This window comes from Microcoleus sp. S28C3 (assembly GCF_036700785.1).
Classification (GTDB): domain Bacteria; phylum Cyanobacteriota; class Cyanobacteriia; order Cyanobacteriales; family Microcoleaceae; genus Microcoleus; species Microcoleus asticus.
Genome location: NZ_JAUBPO010000058.1, coordinates 14,953 through 33,913, shown reverse-complemented (window position 1 = coordinate 33,913; position 18,961 = coordinate 14,953). Strand labels below are relative to the sequence as shown.

General features: G+C 46.3%; 14 protein-coding genes. 7 read left to right on the top strand and 7 right to left on the bottom strand.

Translation table 11 applies throughout. The annotated features are described in order from the left end of the window. The first annotated feature begins 56 nt into the window (after positions 1 to 56). Positions 57 to 3,785 (top strand): PAS domain S-box protein, encoded by a 3,729-nt coding sequence (locus QUA13_RS18075; protein ID WP_333200642.1) that lies wholly within the window; start codon positions 57 to 59, stop codon positions 3,783 to 3,785. Positions 3,786 to 3,789: 4 nt separating this feature from the next. Further along, positions 3,790 to 4,908, top strand: coding sequence for a hybrid sensor histidine kinase/response regulator (locus QUA13_RS18070; RefSeq protein WP_172190184.1), 1,119 nt, complete (start codon positions 3,790 to 3,792; stop codon positions 4,906 to 4,908). A gap of 42 nt (positions 4,909 to 4,950) precedes the next feature. Here QUA13_RS18070 and QUA13_RS18065 read toward each other — a convergent pair whose 3' ends face one another. Then, positions 4,951 to 6,171 carry an FAD-binding oxidoreductase gene (locus tag QUA13_RS18065; RefSeq protein ID WP_333200663.1) on the bottom strand — a complete coding sequence of 407 codons (1,221 nt, stop codon included), beginning with the start codon at positions 6,169 to 6,171 and terminating at the stop codon, positions 4,951 to 4,953. A gap of 216 nt (positions 6,172 to 6,387) precedes the next feature. Between QUA13_RS18065 and QUA13_RS18060 the strand changes: the two genes are divergently transcribed. Together QUA13_RS18060 and QUA13_RS18055 are read left to right on the top strand one after the other, a co-directional pair. Continuing rightward, positions 6,388 to 6,666, top strand: coding sequence for a hypothetical protein (locus QUA13_RS18060; RefSeq protein WP_172190183.1), 279 nt, complete (start codon positions 6,388 to 6,390; stop codon positions 6,664 to 6,666). A gap of 51 nt (positions 6,667 to 6,717) precedes the next feature. After that, entirely contained in the window at positions 6,718 to 7,257 is a 540-nt protein-coding gene (locus QUA13_RS18055) for a DUF2231 domain-containing protein (protein WP_172190182.1), read from the top strand. Between the two features lie 67 nt (positions 7,258 to 7,324). On the opposite strand, the gene cutA is transcribed toward QUA13_RS18055, so the two are convergent. The 3 genes from cutA to QUA13_RS18040 all read right to left on the bottom strand — a co-directional run bounded on the left by cutA (position 7,325) and on the right by QUA13_RS18040 (position 11,613). Continuing rightward, positions 7,325 to 7,645: a divalent-cation tolerance protein CutA gene (cutA, locus tag QUA13_RS18050; protein ID WP_333200639.1), complete on the bottom strand. Its 321-nt coding sequence runs from the start codon at positions 7,643 to 7,645 to the stop codon at positions 7,325 to 7,327. A gap of 340 nt (positions 7,646 to 7,985) precedes the next feature. Next, positions 7,986 to 8,885 (bottom strand): pentapeptide repeat-containing protein, encoded by a 900-nt coding sequence (locus QUA13_RS18045; RefSeq protein WP_333200638.1) that lies wholly within the window; start codon positions 8,883 to 8,885, stop codon positions 7,986 to 7,988. A gap of 253 nt (positions 8,886 to 9,138) precedes the next feature. Further along, positions 9,139 to 11,613, bottom strand: coding sequence for a VIT domain-containing protein (locus QUA13_RS18040; protein ID WP_333200636.1), 2,475 nt, complete (start codon positions 11,611 to 11,613; stop codon positions 9,139 to 9,141). Between the two features lie 340 nt (positions 11,614 to 11,953). On the opposite strand from QUA13_RS18040, the gene QUA13_RS18035 reads away from it, so the two are divergent. The 3 genes from QUA13_RS18035 (at position 11,954) to QUA13_RS18025 (ending at position 15,593) form a co-directional block, all read left to right on the top strand. After that, on the top strand, positions 11,954 to 12,934 hold the full coding sequence (locus QUA13_RS18035; RefSeq protein ID WP_333200634.1) for an Rpn family recombination-promoting nuclease/putative transposase: 981 nt from the start codon (positions 11,954 to 11,956) through the stop codon (positions 12,932 to 12,934). Between the two features lie 105 nt (positions 12,935 to 13,039). After that, positions 13,040 to 14,701 carry a CTP synthase gene (locus QUA13_RS18030; protein WP_333200632.1) on the top strand — a complete coding sequence of 554 codons (1,662 nt, stop codon included), beginning with the start codon at positions 13,040 to 13,042 and terminating at the stop codon, positions 14,699 to 14,701. 469 nt (positions 14,702 to 15,170) lie between these two features. Beyond that, positions 15,171 to 15,593: a hypothetical protein gene (locus QUA13_RS18025; RefSeq protein WP_333200630.1), complete on the top strand. Its 423-nt coding sequence runs from the start codon at positions 15,171 to 15,173 to the stop codon at positions 15,591 to 15,593. Between the two features lie 183 nt (positions 15,594 to 15,776). On the opposite strand, the gene QUA13_RS18020 is transcribed toward QUA13_RS18025, so the two are convergent. The 3 genes from QUA13_RS18020 to mltA form a co-directional block, all read right to left on the bottom strand. Further along, positions 15,777 to 16,664, bottom strand: a complete 888-nt coding sequence (locus QUA13_RS18020; protein WP_333200627.1) for an ROK family protein — start codon at positions 16,662 to 16,664, stop codon at positions 15,777 to 15,779. 225 nt (positions 16,665 to 16,889) lie between these two features. Further along, the gene (locus QUA13_RS18015) at positions 16,890 to 17,597 is read right to left on the bottom strand and encodes a tetratricopeptide repeat protein (RefSeq protein ID WP_333200626.1); all 708 of its coding nucleotides are present in this window, start codon (positions 17,595 to 17,597) and stop codon (positions 16,890 to 16,892) included. Positions 17,598 to 17,748: 151 nt separating this feature from the next. Then, positions 17,749 to 18,951, bottom strand: a complete 1,203-nt coding sequence (gene mltA, locus QUA13_RS18010; protein ID WP_445242724.1) for a murein transglycosylase A — start codon at positions 18,949 to 18,951, stop codon at positions 17,749 to 17,751. Positions 18,952 to 18,961: the final 10 nt, after the last annotated feature.

Sequence of the window (18,961 nt, the reverse complement as noted above, 5' to 3'; positions counted from 1 at the left end):
CATAACTCATCAGTCATCAGTCCTCTGGCTGATGACAAAAAGTGTTGCTAAAGTTAATGAGCAATACTTTTTGGCCAAAACTGATGCAACTTGCTAATTTGCCGGCAAATTTACGATCGCCCGACGAAGTTGTCGATCGCCACCCTGTGACGGTTGCTCCCTCCACTTGCCTCGGGGATGCGATCGCCCTGATGCGTGGGGCGATCGACCCTTGTCCGCTGTCTAATTCACCGCCGCACTCAAACGAAACGGTAAAACCATCGATTAGTTCCGTCTTAGTTGTTGATGAAAATCAGCTAGTCGGACTGTTAAGCCCGGAAGATGTGCTGAACTTAGCCACCGAATACGAATGGCAAGACATGAAAGTTGCCGATGCAATGACGCGAAATTTAATTGTTTTAAAAGAATCAGAATTTAGAGATATTTTGACCGCATTTAAGCTATTTTGTCAAAACTCGATTGATTGCTTGCCAATTGTGGATGAACGGGGTCAGCCCGTAGGTTTAGTAAGCGAAAAAAGGATTCGTCCAGCAATGTATAGCTGGATCGAAACACTGCATCAAGAAGCTGTAAAACTTCAGGAACAATCCGAACTTTTAGACGGCAATTGTGAAGTAGAAAAACGAGTCAGCGATCGCAAAAAATCCGAAAATGCCCTGCTGCAAAGCGAGGCGCGCTACCAGGCGATTGTGGAAGACCAAACCGAACTGATTTGCCGCTATCTCCCCGACGGTAAAATCACATTTGTCAATCAAGCTTACTGCCGTTATTTCGGGGTGCAACCGTTCGACTTGCTCGGCAACAGCTTCATGCCGCTGATCCCAGAACCAGACCGAGAATTTTTTCAAGAGCAATATACTTCTGTGTCTCCCGACAAGCCTATTTTTACTTGCGAACACCGAGTAATTTTGCCGAGCGGGGAAATTCGCTGGCAGCAGTGGATCGATCGGGCTATATTCAACGAGAGCGGACAAATCGTCGAGTATCAAGCAGCAGGTCGGGATGTCACGCAGCTCAAACAAACAGAAATCGCTTTGCAGCAGCTCAATGCAGAGTTAGAACTGCGAGTCCAGCAGCGAACTAAATGGTACGAACTGGCAGTATCCGCAGGCAAAGTGGGGGTTTGGGACTGGAATTTGGAAACCGACGAAATCTACATTGCTCCGTCTTTGAAAGCTTTGTTGGGCTATCAGGACGCAGAGATTCCCAACCGCATGGAAAATTGGGTGTCTCACGTTCATCCCGACGATCGAGTTGCAGTCGAGGAAGCAGTAAAGGCTTATCTAGAGGGTGTGACAGAAATTTATGAAGTAGAACACCGGATGCTGCGCAAAGACGGCAGCACCTGCTGGATACTTGCCCGCGGCAGCGCGATCCGATCGGCTTCCGGCAAGCCCTACCGGCTGACTGGCACTGACACCGACATTACGGATCGCAAATTGACCGAAGAAAAACTCCAAAACTCCGAAGCCGAACTGCTGGCGCTGTTTAATGCCATGACGGATATCGTGCTGGTTTTTGACGCAACAGGCCGCTACCTCAAAATTGCCCCCACGGCTCCCGAATTGCTGTACAAACAGGCTAATGAAGTCCTGGGCAAAACCCTCGCCGAAATCTTCCCAGAAGCAGAAGCTAATTTTGTGCTGAGCCACATTCGCCAAACATTGGCATCTAGGCAAACCCACAGAGTTGAATACAGCATGGAAATTGGCTGCAAGTTATTCTGGTTTGATGCCAGTATTTCGCCCCTAGATCTCGATCGGGTGATGTGGGTAGCCCGAGACATTACCGCTCGCAAACACGCAGAAGCAGCACTGCAAAAGAGCGAGGAAAAGTTTCGCAACTTATTTGACGATGCTCCGATCGCGATCGGTTTGACAAGCGTGCGCGACTACCGCACTATCAAAGTGAATGAAGCTCACCGCCAGATGTTGGGCTACAGCGATTCGGAGTTGGCGACCATGACTTTTACTCAACTGACGCATCCAGAAGATTTACAAGCAGAATTGGAGCAAGTCAAGGAGTTGGTCTGCGGCAATATTTCTCGCTTCGGGCTCGAAAAACGCTTAATTAAGAAGAATGGCGAGCTGATCTGGGCAAACTTGACGGTGACGCTGATCCGCGACCGCGAGGGAATTCCTCTCTACAGCATGGAGGCGATCGAAGATATCAGTTATCGCAAGCGGGCAGAAATGGAATTTCAGCAGTTAAAAGAACGCCTGCAATTTTTACTGGCTTCTAATCCGGCGGTAATTTTTACTGCCGCACCTACAGGAGATTTTTGTACTACTTACATTAGCGACAACGTTAAGGCAATCGTTGGCTACGAACCCCAAGAACTGTTAGCAGATTCTAAAATTTGGTCGAGCCGGATTCACCCTGAAGACCGGCGACTATTTTTAGAAAAGTTTTCTAATTTGTCCGAGGGTAAAAATTGCATTTGCGAGTACCGTTTTCTGCACCGAGATGGAATTTACCGCTGGCTGCGGACGGAACAGAAACTATTGGTTGACAGCAGGGGCATTCCGATCGAAATTATTGGTTACGCCGCCGAGATCACCAATTCTAAATATGCCGAAATCGCGCTGCAACAGCAATTCGAGCGAGAACGGCTCGTGGAGGCGATCGCCCGTCGCGTCCGCCAGTCTTTGCAATTAGAAGAAATTCTCAACACTACGGTTGCCGAACTCCAGCAAGTATTGTTAGCCGATCGAGTTTTGGTTTATCAAATTTTACCCAAAAAGGGCGGGCGAGTCATTGCTGAAGCCGTGGCAGAAGGATGCAGCCAACTCCTGGATAGATGTTTTGGCGAAGAGGTTTTTCCGATTGAAAGTTATCAGCTTTATTTGCAAGGGCGAATTTCTGCGATTTCCGAACTAGATTCTCCCAGCATTACACCTTGTGTGATGGAGTTTATGAAAGAACTTCAAGTTAGGGCAAAGTTAGTAGTGCCGATTATTCAGCACAGCCGGCTTTGGGGATTGCTGATTGCCCACCAATGCGATGGCCCTCGTGAGTGGCAAGAATGGGAAATCAATTTATTTCACCAGTTGGTGAATCAATTAGCGATCGCCATTCAGCAATCTCTACTCTACCAGCAACTGCAAGCTGAATTGAGCGAACGCAAACAAGCGGAAGCAAATTTGAAAAGCTCCCTCAAAGAAAAAGAAATTTTGCTCAAAGAAATTCACCACCGCGTCAAAAACAACCTCTGCGTAGTTGCGAGTCTGTTAGAATTGCAATCTAACACAGTTGCCGACCCGCAAATAGCCAAGATGTTTGAAGAAAGTCAGAATCGCCTTTACTCTATGGCTCTGATTCACGAGAAACTGTATCGCTCGACTAACCTGGCGCAAATCAATTTTGGCGAATATCTCGAAGATTTAGTAAGTAACTTGTTTCACTCTTACAATATTAGTGACAATCACATTCAGTTGCAGGTATTAGCTGAACCAATTTACCTAAACATTGAAACTGCTAGTCCCTGCGGTTTAATTGCCAATGAATTGGTTTCAAATACCCTCAAACACGCTTTTCCTAATGGCACTAGCGGTACAGTTAGTGTAGAATGTCATCAAACGGGCGATGGAGAAATCAACCTCTTAGTTAAGGACAACGGCATCGGCTTTCCTCAAAACTTAGATTTTCGGAAAACTAACTCAATGGGCTTTCAAGTTGTCTGCACTTTAACTGAGCAGTTAGAAGGAAACATCGAACTGTCAAGACAAAATGGCACAGCCTTCCACCTAAAATTTAACGAGTTAAACTATTCTCAAAGGTTCTAAAATCATGGATTTAGCAGAAAAAGCAATTAATATTTTGATTGTAGAAGACGAACTATTAATTGCTAAAAATTTATCCCAAAAATTAGAAAAATTGGGATATCAAATCGCAGACATTGTTTCTTCAGGAGCCGATGCCATCCAGCGCGCAGGCGAACTGGAACCAGATTTAATCTTAATGGATATAGTCATCAAAGGTGACATTGACGGCATAGAAACAGCAGTAATAATCAATCAAGAATTAGATATCCCAATTATCTATACAACTGCCTATGCCGATGACGAAACTTTGCAGCGAGCCGAAAAGACTGGCTCTTACGGCTACCTCCTCAAACCGTTTAAACAAAGAGAACTGCACGCCACCATCAAGATAGCGCTGAGCAAACATCAAGAAGCCGTTAAAATGCAACAACTAATTGCATTGGCAGCAGCCAAAAGCGAAAACAGGTCTCGATTTATTTCAATGGCATACCACGATTTAAACACTCCTTTAACTACCATACAGCTATCGGCTGAAATGTTGGAAGATAGCGAATTGCATAAAACCCCTGGAACGACCAATAAAAATGTCGAGCGGATAAAAAAAGCCGTCAGCAATATGAGTGAATTGCTGGAGGAAATTTTAATGCTCAGCAAAGCCGAATCCGGAAAACTTTCCTTGAACTTAAATCCGGTAAATGTGATTGATTTGTGCAAATCTATTTTAGAAGAAATGCAACCCCTCGCTACTCAAAAACACTTAGTAGCTTTTCGCAATCGAACAGAAAAAATCCAAGCCAATCTGGATGCAAAACTGCTACAACACCTCCTCACTAATTTGCTGTCAAACGCTATAAAATATTCTCCTAATGGTGGGAATATATGTCTAGAATTAAGCTGTGAGGGTAAACAAGTAGTTTTTTGCGTTAGAGATGAAGGGATTGGCATGACAGCGGAATATCAGGGGAAATTATTTCAGCAGTTTGAACGGGGTGGGAATGTCGGCAAGATTAAAGGATCGGGGTTAGGACTTTGCATTGTCAAACACATAGTTGACCTGCACGGCGGTACAATAAGTGTGGAAAGTGAACTAGGTAAAGGTACTACATTTATTGTCGCGCTGCCTTTTTTAGTAATGAGTCATTAGTCAGTAGTCAGTAGTCATTAGTTATTAGTCATTAGTTAGTAGTCATCTATCCTTCTTCCTTCTTCCTTCTTCCTTCTTCCTTCTTCTTTCTGCGATAAATCGATCGGGAGATAAAAGCTCGATCGCCCTATCTTCTTCTCCCCCCGCCCAATTAGCAAATCGCTCAGCCAAAGCAGGTACAGTAGCCAAAGGATTGCTGAGACCCGAAAAAACGTGTAATCCAGGGCGATCGGCAATCGGCCCCACTACAGGCAAATTATCCGCGCTAAATGCCACAATACACTCGTGCCAAGTTGCCGGTAAACCTGCCAAAGCAGGCAAAACCTTGCCGATTCCTGCACGAATTGCCCTTTCGCTGGTTTCGCGATCGACTTTAGCATTCAAATCGCTCAAAGTGCGCGACAATTGCCCGATCCGCAAACTGCCATCATTAAACTGAATTGCACCCGAATCTAAAATCGGCGACAGCAACTCTTTACCGGGTTCATCCCAAAGAAAATCCACCTCATTTCTACTCGATTCTGCTTCCAATTCAAAACGTTTTAATACCGCAGGCATCACCAAAGTCCTGAGTTTCAAATCCACAGGTGCAGTTTCCAAAATCTCCGTGCGAGTAAAATAAACTCCCACAGAAACACCAGCGGCTTTTAGGAAACTCCGACTCCAACCTCCTGCACAAACAACAGCATTTTCACAACGATAAATTCCCTGCGCCGTCTTGACTCCAGAAATCCGATTCCCCTCTTTTATCAACCCAATTACTTCAGCAAATTCTATAGTTCCTCCCAACCGCAGAAACCCTTGACAGTAAGCTTTATTTGTGGAAGTCGGCGAAATGTGACCGTGACGCACAGTCAGAGCTCCGGCGATCGCACTTTTATTCAGCAAAGGTTCCAACTCGCCAGCTTCTGCAACGCTCAAAAGCTGCGGAACAATCGCAAAATGCGCGTAATTAGCCGCCGCTTTTTCGGCATCACTGCCCGCATCAATTGTCAGCAACAAATCCAACTCGCGAAACTCAGTATCAGCATCTAATTCCGCCGATAAATTGCGGTGGCGTTCGATACCTTCCCCAGACAATTTCCGAGTTAAATCAGTCGTTCCCGACCAATAAGCCAAGCCGCCGTAACTAAAACGAGTAGCATTTTGCATGGTAGAATCTCGTTCCAAAAGCAGCACAGCAAAACCTTTTTTTGCCAGTTCGTAACTCAGTGACGCACCCGTAATGCCACCGCCGACAACAATCCAATCGTAACTTTTCATGGGCAATTCAAAGGGAAGGAAAATATCATGTTTAGATTTTACCTTAGGTTTTTTCCGAACCAGCCGAAAAGCCTCTTCCTGTAGGTAGAGGCTGCCTGCGATCGGCATAAATGAAACTTCCACCCCTCGGGAGATGTATGTGCAGGGAGATTTTTCGTTCAATAGTAGGAATTACAGCCAGCGTCAGCAAAAAATTAGAAACACCAGAGGGGTTTTATGAGTATCGACAAACCAGGCAAAGATATGGAGCGCACTGTCAATCCGGGCGATCGGATTTCCGAAGAACCGCAAAGCATCGAAGAAAAAGCCCAGCAACTGGCGGTAGACCACGTGCCCGACATCACGGGAGATGTTGTTACAGTTCCAACTTATGTGGTCGTAGAAGAACCGGATGGGGAAAAGAAAGCTTTGCACCACGTCAAAGACGCCGACGAAATTTCTGACGTAATTCGGCAGGCCCGCGTTGACGAAAATGGCGAGCGGGTTTGGGATTAATTTCAATCCAATAAAAACGGCTTAGTTGTACAAAAGTTATCTGTAGGAATCATGGAAACAAATCCCAGAAATAGTACGCCCTATCCCAATCTGCCGCCGATTCTCGAAAGTGACGACGCAGAGTATCGCGACGCCGGCATTACGAGTACGCTTTCAGTTGCAGGCCATCCCATCCACCCCATCATCGTCATCTTTCCGGTAGCCTTTTTAGTAGGAGCCGCCGGCACGGACATCGGTTATTGGCTGACAAGCGATCCGTTTTGGGCGAGAGCTTCGGTTTGGCTGATGGGTGTGGGTTTTGCTGCGGGGATTTTGGCAGCAATCACGGGCTTTTTAGATTTTTTCAAAGTTAAAAGAGTGCGCGATCGCAGTGCCGGTTGGTTGCACATGGGCGGCAATGTGGCGGTTATGGTACTTACCCTGATTAACCTGGTGTTGCGACAAGGAAATCCGGCTGAGCCGATCGTATATACAGGTTTAGCAATTTCGATCGTCGTGGCAACCTTGCTGGGCATTACAGGCTGGTTCGGCGGCGAACTAAGTTTTCGCCACAAAATCGGCGTCATCGGCCCTACCAGTCATAATTCGTAGGTTTCTGACCATTTTTAGTAGGGACTTCAGTCCCTCTTTATTGGATAATTTAGGACTAAAGTCTTGGCTACAAACTTAAAGATTGTCCCACCCAATTGAGATAAGCATCGCTGCCAGCGATAATAGGAATAGCAATAATTTCAGGAACTTCATAGGAATGGAGTTCCTGAACTTTTGTTTTTAAAGCCTCAAATTTAGCCAAATCAGTTTTAATTACCAACTGCCACTCTGACTCGGCTTGAATCTCGCCTTGCCAAGTATAAATCGAGCGAATTGGCGACAAGCTCACACAAGCAGCCAGCTTGTGTTCAACTAGAGATTTAGCGAGATTCTCCGCCTCTGCCTCCGATGCCGCAGTTACCAGCACCACCCCATAATTAACAGTCATAACGATTTGAGATTTGAGATTAAAGAATAGATTTCAACAGAAAACCTTGAGCGTAGTTTTTTGTAAGGAGAGGGCAATGCCGTCTCCGGCGCCGATATCTGCCACTTTTAATAATTCTAGTTTGCGATCGCGCGGTTGACCATCACCTTGGTTTTTTAATCCAAATACACGCCGTTAAAAGCCTCAATAAAAGTTAAAAAACCCGGTTTCTTTGTCGGCGAGTGCGATCGCGAACTAAATTCGTATAAAATTGAGGCTTGTCAGAAGACTTTTTTAAATTGATATTAGTTTTTAGTTGTCATTGGTCGATCGCCAACAATTTCCCATTACCAATTACCAATTACCCATTTGAAATCTCATTAACTTCCCAAGAATTGACTTGGCCCGCCCCAGCTAAGGAAAAGTAGCGCCTAGTAGATTCCGGCAAAATAGCTCCTGCCAATAAAGCATTATCTAAATTAGCTCCTATTAACGTCGCCTCACTCAAATCTGCCGCCATCAAATCAGCTTGACACAGCTTCGCCCAATTCAGATTTGCCTCTCTCAAACAACTTCCCCTCAACTTAGCCCCGGTTAAGTTTGCACCCGCCAACTTTACCCCCCGCAACTGAGCCGCGCTGAAATTCGCCCCCGCCAAATTCGAGCCTTCCAAATTAGCTCCCATTAGTTTAGCTTCGCTCACGTTGACGCCGCTCAAATCTGCACCGCAGAGATTCACCCCTGTCAATTGCGCTCGCCGCAGACTGACTCCGGTTAATTGAGCTCCAAAAAGTTTTGCACTGTTGAGCCTTGCACCGTAAAGGTTTGCCCACTTAAAATTAGCTCCTGTCAGATTCGCGCCCAGCAAGTTAACCAATTGCAAGTCGGCGCTGCACAAATTCGCATTCCACAACGCAGCACCGCGCAGGTTTGCGCCCGTTAAAGTTGCGCCGCTTAATTTTACCCTCGGCAATTTTGCTTTTACCAAAAAAGCCCCGCTCAAATTCGCTTTTGTCAAATCTGCGCCTGAGAGTTTAGTTTCGCCCATTTTGGCAAAACTCAGATTTGTTCTTTGCATCTGTGCGCCTTTGAGTGTTGCTTTGGTGAGAAACGCTCTACTGAGATTCGCCCCGGAAAGATTAGCTCGCGAAAGGTTGACTCCGATTAAGATTGCTCCGCTGAGGTTTGCCCCGCTGAGGTCGGCTCCAGCAAAGTCTCTTTGTCCTTTTTCATAATTGTTGAGTAGTTCGCTAACTTCCATAGGGCGTGATACCTTCTATGATTGGGGGGTTTCGAGCGAGAAATCTCTAATCTTAAGGTTGTTTCAGAAATTAGACTGTTTCAGAAACTAGACTGTTTCAGCGTTTGCCTCAAACTGTATAAATTCTGTTAGCATTACTTTCTGTTTAAACGCGCTCTCTTAATAAAGATTTTATATCTTTCTCGTGGTAGCGAGCCCCCTTTCGGTATTTTTGAATTAAAAGTTAATGTTTCTTGACATAGATAGTCATTCCTTAACGATCGACCGTAATTCGCAACTTCAGACGCAGCGTGCCCTTGAATCCTGCGGGAGGTTGCCAGGAACTCAAGGCCCTCTTGAGAGTCTCTACGGCGTCTGTTGCTTGCAGCGTCGAGGTTTGAGTATCTATCCCCACTCGGGCAACGCGGCCGTCTTGTACCGATAACTCCCACACCGTTTCACCGCTAACCCCCGCCGGGAGATTAACAGATTGCAGGTATTGAGTCAAAGCGGCGATCGCCCCGGCATCCAACCCTTCGGCGCTAACTACTTCCCAGCGAGAAGCCTTTGGCTCCGAGGGTTGCAACTCACCGTTACCTCGCTGCCGCGGCGGCGGCATAACAGGAGCTGGCATCACCGGCGCCTGGGCGCGAGTCGGGGTAGCGTTCCTAATGCCGCCCCTAGTTGACTCTGCCCCTCCCGACTCGAAAATACCTTCATAGCTGACACCCTGTGGCAATTCCACAGGTACTTGCACGCGGCGACGAGTTCCATCTGGTTCGACTCGCACTTCTTCGCTCACAGCCACAAAAGCCGTGTATTCCGACAGCAACCGATAAGTCAGAGCAGTATTAGTTACAGCTTCTACCAGAGATTTAGTCTCGGCACCAAACATTTGATTCATTAAATCTTTAATGCGCGATCGACCCCAAAGTTGAGCTACCGCCGGATTGCCAAAATCCGTAGCAGTTGCTGCGACTGAAGTAGACTCTCGCTGCCGCCCGCCGGATTGAGCAAAATTGACAGGTAAAATCTGCTCGTAAGCTTTGCCGCCCGCAACAGTGCCGCGGATGCGAAGTTGACCGTTAGATCGATCGGTCTTTTTCCCAAACAAAACTAGCGGCTGACTCGCAAACAAGTCTGGAGGTGCGATCGGATAAATCTCCGGTTTTTCCCCCATTCCTTCCCAACTAATGTGAATATTAGTCAATACCGGACTATTAATTTGACGAAAAAACTTTTCTGTCGCTTCTGCCGACGGTTCATCTTGACGAATTACTTGAGACGTGCCTCTTCCCACTTCCGCCAAACGGTTGAGCAAAAACCGATTCACCGAACTGCCGACACCAAAACTATAAAGTCGATTTCCCGGTTTCAGACTCCGCTGAACCTGAGCCAGCACTTCATTTTCATTACCAATGTAACCGTCAGTAATTAGTACAATACTCCGCAGCCTTCCCGTTGCCGCACCCGGAAAATTCATCACTGCTTGAATGCCGTTAAGCAGTTCAGTGCCACCGTTAGCCTGCAACTTGTCGATATAATTAATGGCGCTTTGTCGGTTGGCAGCCGTATTTGCTAAAGGAGTTGTTGAAAGTGCTTTTGCCGTGTTGGCAAAATCAATAATAGTAAAAGTATCGTTAGGATTCAGCCCTTGAATGAAGCGGCGCATCAACTCCTTAGATTTTGCCAGCGGTTCGCCCTGCTGAGAACCGGAAGTATCCATCAGAAACACGACATCTTTAGGTACAATTTCATTAGTTTTGTAGTTTAATGCCGGAATCAAATAAGTAGCAAAATGACCGCCCCGCTTGTCGGATTGAGTCAAAATAGTTGCCCGAGTATTTTCGCCCGCCACTCGATAGCGCAAAATTAAATCTTTATTGGGAATTGTGTCAGAATTGGCTAATTGGACTTGCACAATATTGCCGCTGCGGTCAGTTGTAATTTGATGGGAAGTAGAGCGGACATCGCCGATCGCCACTCCGGCATCTATTTCTACCGAAACAGCGATATTGTGACCCGATCGCGTTCCCGGAGGCAAGATAGGCGGGTTAATGCGATCGGCATCGGTCGAATTTCCCGAAATATAGCGCGGGCCAACCACCATTGGAAACACAAATTCGTAATCGCCGCCGGCAAATTTGAGACTTTCGGTGTAGCGAATCGTAACTTCAATTTTTTCTCCGGGTTTGATGTTCGCCAGAGACTGAGTAAAAATATTGTCGCGTTCTTGTTCCAACAAACCCGCAGTCCGACCTTGCTGTCTGGCTTGTTCGTAAATTTCCAAAGCTTCCTCGCGGAGTTTGATATCAGCTTTAATAGTGCGATCGCCTATTTTAATTTCCATATCGTCCACCGCCGCTTCGTCGGGCAAAGGAAATACATAAACAGCTTCTAAAGATTCGGGAAAAGGATTTTCAAACTTCTGAACAACTTCGACGCGGGAGATATTGCCAGCAATTTTGGCTTTAACTTCAGTCTGCTTGAGAGGAAAGACTTGTTCTCTGGCCGTATTTTGAGTTTTGACGAACAAACCGCCGACTGGACACGGATTTTGTGGCGATCGCGCCCCATTGCACTTAACATCGTTACTAGCGAGGGTTTTCGGCGACAGAGACAAATAATTTTCCCCAGGAGCTTTTGCCCGCGCCGCATTTGGAGCGAGCCATACGCCACACTCGATCGCAGCGAGCAATGCGATACCAGCAGAAAGCAACCGGGGGGATAGAACGCAGACAAACTTCATAGCTGTTTTTTTGGCAGACTTGAGGTGCTTTTTTTACCATGACCTTACGATTCGCGAAACGTTCCTGAGTTAGCTTTTTGGGAAAAATGGCTGAGGGGGGTAGGGTCGAGTTTAGATTTTAGATTTTAGATTTTAGATTGACTCCAGAGGGGCGGATTGGGGGGTGACAGTTTTGCCTAAGCCATGATTGCTCTGGGCGACTGCTGTCGGCTTGCCTCCGTATTGGGGTGATGTCGGTTGGGGCGATCGTCCGCGAAGCCAAACTACAAAATTGTATGATAGTTAAATAATTAAATCACTCTAACCTCAACCTCTCAACCTCTAATAAATTGAAAAAGCCATGAATTTTATTAACCCCAAAACCGACTTTGCATTTAAAAAAATATTCGGATCTGCTGACAGCAAAGACATTTTGATTAGCTTTTTAAATGCCATCCTCTACGAAGCGCAGCCAGTCATCGAAGATTTAGAAATTCTTGACCCTTATTTAGCTCCCAAAATCAAAGGAGTCAAAGATACTTACTTGGATGTCAAAGCTAAAATTGGTGGCAGCAAAACTGTAATCATTGAAATGCAGGTGTTGAATGTAGAATCCTTTGAGAAGCGGATTTTATACAATGCTACCAAAGCTTACTCAGTGCAATTGAAAAGCGGAGAAAACTACAACCTGTTAAATCCCGTGATTGCCTTGACGATTACAGATTTCCAAATGTTTGAGCATCTGGAAACAGTAATTTCGCGGTTTTGTATCAAAGAGAAAAACAACTTGGTCGATTATTTGGCGGATGAATTAGAATTTGTATTTGTTGAGTTGCCCAAATTTGACAAGACTTTAGCAGAATTAGAAACTCTGACTGATAAGTGGATATATTTCATGAAAACAGCTCGGACGTTAAGGTCTGTGCCGGAAGAGTTGGGAAATGTACCCGAACTCCGCAAAGCTTTTACAATTGCCAATGAAGCAAATCTCGATCCTGATGAATTGGAGGATTTAGAAAGGCGAGAAATTTTTATTCAAGACCAGCGCGGGGCAATTACCAAAGCTACCAGAATCGGGATAGAACAAGGAATAAGACAAGGCATCGAACAAGGCATCGAACAAGGCATCGAACAAGGCATCGAACAAGGCATCAAACAAGGAAATATGACATTAATTGTTCGTCAGTTGGAGCGCAGTGTCGGCCTGCTGTCGCCGGAGATCAAAATCAGCATCGCTCAGTTATCCGCTCAGCAATTAGAGAATCTAGGAGAGGCACTATTAGACTTTGCCAGTGTGTCAGATTTGACAACTTGGTTGCAAGCACATAACGATCGTCAATGATGGGTCAAATGGGTGTAGGGGCAATCCCCCGTGGTTGCCCTTATGGATTACCTATGTCACATTTGAGTCTGACCTGACATTGAAACATCTAAAGTCGAAAATCCTATGAGCAAATTTGTGTTTGTGACCGGCGGCGTGGTTTCCAGCATCGGCAAGGGAATTGTCGCTGCTTCCTTGGGCCGCCTCTTGAAGTCGCGGGACTATTCTGTCTCTATTTTGAAGCTAGACCCTTATATTAACGTTGACCCCGGCACTCTCAGCCCATTTCAGCACGGAGAAGTCTTTGTGACGGAAGACGGTGCGGAAACAGACCTGGATTTGGGGCATTACGAGCGTTTTACCGATACTTCCATGTCTCGCCTCAACAGCGTCACCACGGGTTCCATTTATCAAGCGGTGATCAACAAAGAACGCCGCGGCGAGTATCAGGGGAGTACGGTGCAGGTGATTCCGCACATCACTAACGAGATTAAAGAGCGAATTCACCGTGTGGCAAAAAATACCAATCCCGATGTCGTGATTACGGAAATCGGCGGAACGGTGGGAGATATTGAATCTTTGCCGTTTTTGGAGGCAATTCGCCAGTTTCGCAAGGATGTCGGGCGGCAAAATGTTGTGTATATGCACGTCACGCTGATACCTTGGATTCCTTCGGCTGGGGAGATGAAAACTAAACCGACTCAGCATTCGGTGAAGGAATTGCGGTCGATCGGCATTCAACCAGATATTTTAGTCTGTCGGTGCGATCGCCCGCTGTCTTTGGGCATGAAACAGAAATTGTCGGAATTCTGCAACGTCCCGGAAGAATGCGTCATCACCGCTCAAGATGCTAAAAGTATCTACGAAGTACCTCTGATGATGGAACAAGAAGGTTTGGCCGAACAAACCATCAATTTGCTGCAACTCGAACCGCGGCAACCCGATTTGACTCAGTGGCAAACTTTAGTCAACCGACTTTACAGTCCCAATCACAAGATTGATATTGCTTTGGTGGGCAAATACGTGCGGTTGAACGATGCTTATCTTTCGGTGGTAGAAGCTTTGCGGCACGCAGCAATTGCGATCGGCTGCGACCTGAATTTGCATTGGATTAACTCAGAAGATTTAGAATCGGGAAACCTCGAAAATTATCTCAAAGATATCAACGGCATTCTTGTACCCGGAGGTTTTGGGATTCGGGGAGTAGACGGCAAAATAGCGGCGATCGAATATGCCAAACACCATAAAATACCCTTTTTGGGATTGTGTTTGGGGATGCAGTGTGCTGTGATTGAATGGGCCCGCAACATCGCCCAACTACAGGATGCCAACAGCGCTGAATTTGACCCAGATACCGCAAATCCGGTAATTAATTTATTGCCAGAACAGCTCGATGTAGTCGATTTGGGCGGTACAATGCGGCTGGGTTTGTATCCGTGCCGTGTCAACCCAGACACCCTCGCTTTCAAACTTTATCAGAAAGAAGTGATTTACGAGCGGCACCGCCACCGGTACGAATTTAACAACGCCTACCGCAATCTTTTCTTAGAATCAGGTTATGCAGTCTCCGGGACATCTCCCGACGGCCGATTGGTAGAAATGATCGAATTGCCCAACCATCCCTTTTTCATAGCCTGTCAATTTCACCCCGAATTCCAATCTCGACCTAGCGCCCCCCACCCCTTGTTTCAGGGGTTTATCGAGGCGGCAAGCATCCAGGGAAAGCAGGATTTTTTAGAAGTTGAGGGGCGCGACTTGGTGGCAGGGAAACTCGCAGCAGGAAACTGATCTGATATCATGTCCGATCAATTAGTTCTGATATATTAGATGTCTGTAGGGGCAGGTGAGAGTACACAATATTCAAATCAGGCAGACTATCGAGCGTACTCTCACCCGCCCAACCCAACAATCGCATTGGATTCGGGTCGCACTTACCGGACTAGATATCGGGCAGCATTCTCAAACAATGAAAAACCTCATCCCCCAGCCCTAGCATAGGGGTTGGGGGGGCTAGTACCCGAAGGGAGAAGGCAAAAGGCATTGAGCAGAAGGTAAAAATGCTGATATTTTTAGTTAACTTTTTCGCTTTGATTTTAAGGGTGATACCAGTTTCACAAAAAAATGCAACTTTAGGCAAGTTCCAAACCCCGATAGTCATCAGTCATGCCCCATCTAAAATCTAAAATCTAAAATCTAAAATGGTATGAGTTGTCAAACTATCCTAAAATACCAGGACACACAGGTTTGAGGAGGCTTTGTGGCTTATTGGAGCAAAATTACTTATGAGAAAAGTACATACATAATTGACCTTGACACTATTAGTGCTTTTTCTAGCGAACTGGATAACAAGCGTCTCACCTTTTGGCTGCCTAATAGCAGTCAGCCGATTATCCTCAATCCCCAAGGCAATTATGAGGCTTACAAGCAAGTTCTCGATTACCTCAAAAAAACTATTGACCGCAATTCTAGAGGCTCGTGGATTAAAATTAATTATGACCGCAAAGAATTTGCGATCGATATGAGTCGAATAAGCTCTTTTGCTTGCGAGCAGAACGGTCGGCTAAGCTTTTGCCTGCCTGACAGCGCAACTAATATTGTTATACTCCGCCAAAGCAACCCGGAAGCTTATCAAGAAATTCAGGAATACATTAAAAATACGACTGGACAATCTCTGCCATGAAGAAGTCATTAGTCCTTAGTCCTTAGTCCTTAGTCCTTAGTTATAATCATGAACAATGAAGGAGACTATGTTTAGTAACTCCTCACATTCATTTTATTTTATTTGACCTAAAATGCTTAGGTTGCTCCCTAAGTTTAGATATTAAAAAAGCGCAGTAAAATTCGCTGCATTTTGAAATTTTAACTATTGAGCAAGCTGCCAAGCTAATTTAGCCGCGCCTACCATGCCTGCTTGATTGCCCAATTCAGCCACCAATAACTGCAAATCTTCGCGAGAACTCGGCAGTACACGTTGCTGAATTTCTGCTTGAACTTGCGGTAAGAAAAATTCTGCACCCGCACTAATTCCGCCGCCGATAATAATAGCTTCCGGCGTTAAAATATAAATTATACTTGCCAAACCTATACCCAGATAGCGCCCGTAATTTTGCCAATATTCTAAAGCTTTGGCATCTCCAGACTTAGCTAAATTTGCTAATTCTAAAGGTTCCAAACCAGTTTGCCGGCGAATTGCCTGCACCGAAATATACTGTTCTAAAGAACCGCGATTGCCGCTATTGCACTCCGGGCCGTCGGGATTTATAGCAATCAATCCTAGTTCTCCTGCCGTGCCTTGATGGCCCGCAAATAGTTTGCCGTCTAGGATAACTGCACCGCCGACTCCTGTACCTAAAGTTAGTAAGATTAGGTTTTTAAAGTGCCTTCCTGCACCCAACCAAGCTTCTCCCAATCCGGCACAGTTGGCATCATTTGCTAATATAGTCGGCAGTCCGGTTTTAGCTTCCAACCAGTCAGCGAGGGGGACATTGTGCCAGTTTTTGAGGTTAATTGCTACTCTGGCTATGCGGCCAGCGGCGTCTGCGGGGCCTGGAGTGCCGATGCCGATCGCACTTACAGCATTTTCGGCCGGATTCAGTTGTAAAATAGCATCGGTCATCGCGGCTAAAACGGCTTTTGGTGTTGCGGGTTGAGGGGTTGGGACTGTTAAGGATTGGTGACAAATGCCGTCTTCGCTAAATCTGCCGAGTTTAATTGCGGTTCCGCCTAAGTCAATGCCGATTACTTGTGTCATTCGATTTTGGATTTTGGATGCAAGGATTTGGGACTAACCATAATAGTATAAACGTATTGTATGGTGCGTTTGGCGCACCTTACCAATTAAGTTTGTAGTGAGAATTTAAATACTCAAAGTCCTATTTTAGTGTATAATAATTAGCGGCGGAAACTGCGCTTAATTCTTAATAGTATCATCCCGATCGCAATACTTAGCAAAAATTATGGATACAAGCGAGTTGGTCTATTTAATTTCGCCTAACTTACGTTGCGCTACCTCTCGGTTGTGCAAAGCATCGTGGTAGTCTGGTTTGAGAGCAATTGCCTGGTTATAAGATGCGATCGCCTCTTCAAATCTTCCTAAATTATACTGCTCATTCCCTCGATCGCACCACGCCTCAGCATCTGCATTAACTTCCGATTCTTCCTCCGCAGCCTCAGCGCCTGTGCGGTTCACTTCCCCAGAAAAGCCCAAACCATCCCCAACAAAAACTGCCTCAATAACCCTCCCCTTTGCATCCTCCTCCTCAACCTCCGGCAGCGGAAACCGTGTCAATATCTCCCGCCCAATTTGCCTCGCAACCTCTGACAATTCCCCGCTGCCAATTCTACCTAACAATACCAGCCGCTGCGCCAATTCCTGAAGCGATGCCACGGCATCCGTAGCAGCGGTGTCATCATGTTCGCCCTCTAACAATCTTTGCCCAAACCGCCGCAACCAAGCTGCCAATTCACCATCTTTAAGGCGTTTTGCGATTAAGAATCCCGCTACATCCCCTCGACTCCAGCCGGCATTCACCCCTTCGAGAATTTCCATAAATTTTGACTCGTATTCCGCGTCAGTTAGTGTGGGGCGGATGGCGGTATTTGTCGGCGGTGGGGTGGGTGGGGTTGGGTATCCGAATATTCGCTGAATTAGTCGTTTGAAAAATTGCAGAATTTTGTTTAGCATTTGTGGGGTTGGGAGGGTGGATATTTTCTATTTTATAGCAATTATCAAAACTAGGATTACATATAGATTGTCCGCGATATCTGTAGGGACACGGCAGTGCCGTGTCCGGGATGGCGACGCACAGCGAACAATCACATGAAGTAGAATTAATCTACTTTAAAAGCGGATAATACAGTTCTCCAGTGGAGTTGATATAACCGGCGCGACTGCCCGCTAAATTCCCCGTTCCCATAAATACGTCAACTCTCCCCGCACCTTTGATGGCACCGCCAGTATCCTGATCCAAAACGTAGCGATTCACGGCATTTTGTTCGAGTTCTCCCGCCGCATTCGGATAGGGAAGTTTCGTAGTAATTAATGCTAGTGCGCCGGGGGGCATTAAGGCTTTATCGGTGGCGATCGACCTTTCGGCAGTTACTGGCACTCCAATGCTTCCTGTGGCTGGAACTCCGTTAGTATCCCGGAAGAATACAAAGCTTTCATTTTTCGGCAAATACTTGTCCATATCTGCGGGAAAGTTGGTGAAATATTCCGTTAGTTTCGGCAAATTTAACTCTTCTAAAGTAAACTTTCCGTCTTTAACTAATTCTCGCCCGACTCCTGTATAACTGTGACTGGTTTTGCCTGCGAAACCGACTGTCATGACGCCGCCATCTGTTAGCTGCAATCTCGCAGAACCTTGGACGTGCACGAGAAATGCTTGGAATCGATCGCGCAACCAAACTAATTCTAATCCTCGCAGCAATCCTTTACTTGCCTGCAAAGCATCTTCGCCTTCTAATTGCAATCTTGTCGGGTGAGGTTTCGGCCAAGATGCCATGTTTGGCGGCATCCGGTACAGGGGATAACGGTATTCGGAATTCGGCGTGCGAGATGCTGCGTAAGTCGGCTCGAAATAACCTGTAAATGCAACTGTTCCTTGGCCGTCTTTGCCCGTGGATTTGTAAAATACAAATTCGCGCTTGACAGATTCCTGAAGTTGTGAAGGAGTTGTGGAACTGACAACTAATTGGCGGAATCGATCGAGGGAACGGCGGACTCGATCGCGCGTAACTCCTGCTACTGGATAGCGGCTGTAAGCACTGCCGGCGGCCGATGTATCGAGATAGCGGAGGCTGTTGTCGATCGACTTTAACAGCAATTCCCGATCGCCCGATTTGCCATTTTCGCCCCAGATTTGAGAGTCAAAGGCGAGCTCGTCCGATTCGCCAGCTTGCAATTGATTTAGACTAATTGGTTGCAGCGGCGCAACTGCAACGGCGGGCACCGAAAAAGCGATCGCCAAAACGCAACAGGCGATCGCTAATAGCTGATAGCGAAAAATCTTGCTCAAGTTCCAATCTTTCCTACTCAATTGATTATTT